General features: G+C 59.4%; 1 protein-coding gene and 1 tRNA gene. Both read right to left on the minus strand.

The features are described from left to right. Positions 1 to 74: 74 nt before the first annotated feature. Positions 75 to 150, minus strand: a tRNA-Cys gene (locus GRS80_RS15105). A 239-nt stretch (positions 151 to 389) separates the two neighbouring features. Beyond that, positions 390 to 2,243: a hypothetical protein gene (locus tag GRS80_RS15110; RefSeq protein WP_160048289.1), complete on the minus strand. Its 1,854-nt coding sequence runs from the start codon at positions 2,241 to 2,243 to the stop codon at positions 390 to 392. Positions 2,244 to 2,736 lie beyond the last annotated feature (493 nt).

Below are 2,736 nucleotides of genomic sequence, written 5' to 3' on the forward strand. Positions count from 1 at the left end.
TCGTTTCGCTTCGCTCCACTCCCTGATTCAAATCCTCGTTTCGCTTTCACTTCTCGCCTTCGTTCGTCGCAGAAAGCCAAGGGCCGGATTTGAACCGGCGGTGGGCTGCTCTGCAGGCAGCTGCGTTCGGCCGGACTCTGCCACCTTGGCGCGTCCGTGAATTGGCGAGTTGCGCGCATAACGGTTACGGTCCCCGGTGGTGATCGAGACGGGAACTCGAGTCGACGCCGCTGGAACGGTCCGTAACGCAAGCGCTTCATACGGAACGCTGTACTGGTTCGATCGCGACCCGCTCTGGAGTCCCACGGAACTGACGGACAGCGGACCGTCTCAGATAACAGGAGTAGGACCGTCCAGTCGAACACTCGCGACCGATCACCCTCGACAAATCAGTACAGCTCGCCGAGCACGTCGTCCCGGTCGCGGTCCATGAACACCGCAGCCGCGATAGCAACGTCGTCCCCACCGCCCTCCGCGGACGCGGAGAGAACGATCTCTAACTCCTCCGTATCCGTCATCGTCGACGACGTTCCGCCCTTTCGGAGGTGACGTCCCTCGATTCGATTGGATGCGGCCCCACCACCGTAGACGCTCATCGTACTCCCCTCCCCGTCACTGGAGGAGTTCGAGATCGTCCAGACGCCGTCGTTCCAGTCGTATCTGGACGAGGACGTCGGCTCGATCACCACGATACCGTCAGCCCCTCGTTCGTGGTGACCGTTCAACTCCTCGTCCTCGAGCGTGTACCAGTAATCTCCATCGTCGACGCCATCCGCATCGAACCGGAGCATGAGCGGATTGTTCCCGCCGTTCTCGTCGTCCAGGTATCTGACCTCGAGCCGAACGTTCGTGGTGAAGTTCATCGGATTCGGTAACTCGAATCTGAGCTCGGCATCGTCGGTGTAATACGTCCGATCGAAGTCGACGAACGTCTCGAAGCGCTGTCCATGACGCGGGGGATACCAGACGATGTTCGTCGGGTCCTCCTCATCGGTCCGTCGATCGATACGATCCTCCCTGATCGATCGCGTCCGTGCGATAATATGGTTCCACGAGCCAGTCCCCTCTTCGATCTGCCAGGCCCCGTTCTCCGTGGCGTGAAAGTCCCACATCTGGCCCGTCCAGATATTCCGGGAGCCGTTCTCCGTGTACCAGACGACCTCCGTCATATCGACTGGGTTATCGTCGTCGTCCACCCGGAAAACCTCCGGCTGAACGTCGATGTCGAATCGGTTCTGATTCGCCGACGAGTTACCGCAGACCTCGACGAAGCGCCGACAGTGTCTCGCCGTCCCGCCACGGAAGCTGTTGTTGTTGACGTATGCGAAGTCCTCGTCGTCCGAACCACCATTGATCGACTCGATCCGAACTGCGGTATCGAACCGGGAAATCGCGTGCCCGATGACCTCGAAAAACTCGACTCTCGCTCGGCTGGACGGATCGTCCGACAGGGTGGCGTCGGGATCGTACGTCTCGCTGTCCGCGTAGAAGTGAAAACACGTTCCCTCCGGGTCGTAGTAGTCGCCGCCGATCGTCCGGCCACCGACGATACGGTTCGCCCGCGTCCCCGAAAAGCCACCGGCAACGTTGGCGTTGATATTCCAGACGTTCGACGTAAACGTATCCTCGATGGCAATCCGCGGCTCAAGGACGGTCGACCCCTCACAGACGTACACACAGTCTTCGTCCTCGTGGACGACGTTTGTCGCACCGTTGAAATCGAAGGTCACCTTCTCCAACACGTTGAGCCCGGTGAAACTGTAAACCTCGTCCGGGTACAGTTTCACCATCCCACCGACCTCTTCGTACGCCTCACCGTCCTCAGCCTCTTCCCACTCTTTGGCCGCTTCATACACGTCGTCGATCGCCGACTGAACGTCCCCAGGCGAGGCGTAGACGACGCCGTTCGACTCCTGGCTCCGTATCGACTCGAGATAGTTCGTCCCGGGAACCGGATTGGCCGACGTCCCGCCGCCCAGCGGTCGCCACATCTCGGCCGAGTCGTCCCACTGAAAGACGGCGTTCCTATCCGTCGCGTGGTACTTCGCGCCGTCGAACGGCCCCTGATCGGGGCGCGCCTCGAGGGACCCGTCCTCGAGAATTTGAGACTGCAGTTGTTTCCATCCTTCTTCGTCCAAGATGGACCCCCAGCTGTCTTCGAACACCGACGGATCGTCCGCATCGGTCAACACCGGGAGATCACCCCACTCGGTGCGCGGCGGATCCGGATAGTGATCGCTCATCGACGGTTACCTCCACCAGGTGACAAACCACGTTCACGGGCCACACCGGATCGATCCGCTCGAGAACGCCGCTCACCAAAACTGGGCGATACGTCGTCCGAAACGGCAGGTCCACTCCACATCCTGGTCAGGAACGAAGTCGGCAGCGAGACACCTGTCGACCGACTCGTCGTCACCGCAGGTTCGATCGTCGCCACACCGCGCATTAATTCCATGGCAACGACGTCTAATCCAACCATGATAACAGCTGCTATTCTTTCTCCGCCTACAGAAAGAATATTATGTCGAGGTGTGTCGAAATATCACCCTATAGACCCGAAAACGCCACGTCAACACCATAACCAGTCTCCACCCAACTCAAAAAACTACCCCCACCCCGCAATGATACTTACCCCACCACCGACAGCTACTGCTGTCGCTGATAGGGTGAAATGAAAGTATGAAAGGGGCGGCGAATCCACGTTCCCAGAGGGTCTCCCACTCCAGTAGTTGC

This window comes from Natrialba sp. INN-245 (genome assembly GCF_009807105.1).
GTDB classification, from domain to species: Archaea; Halobacteriota; Halobacteria; order Halobacteriales; family Natrialbaceae; genus Natrarchaeobius; species Natrarchaeobius swarupiae.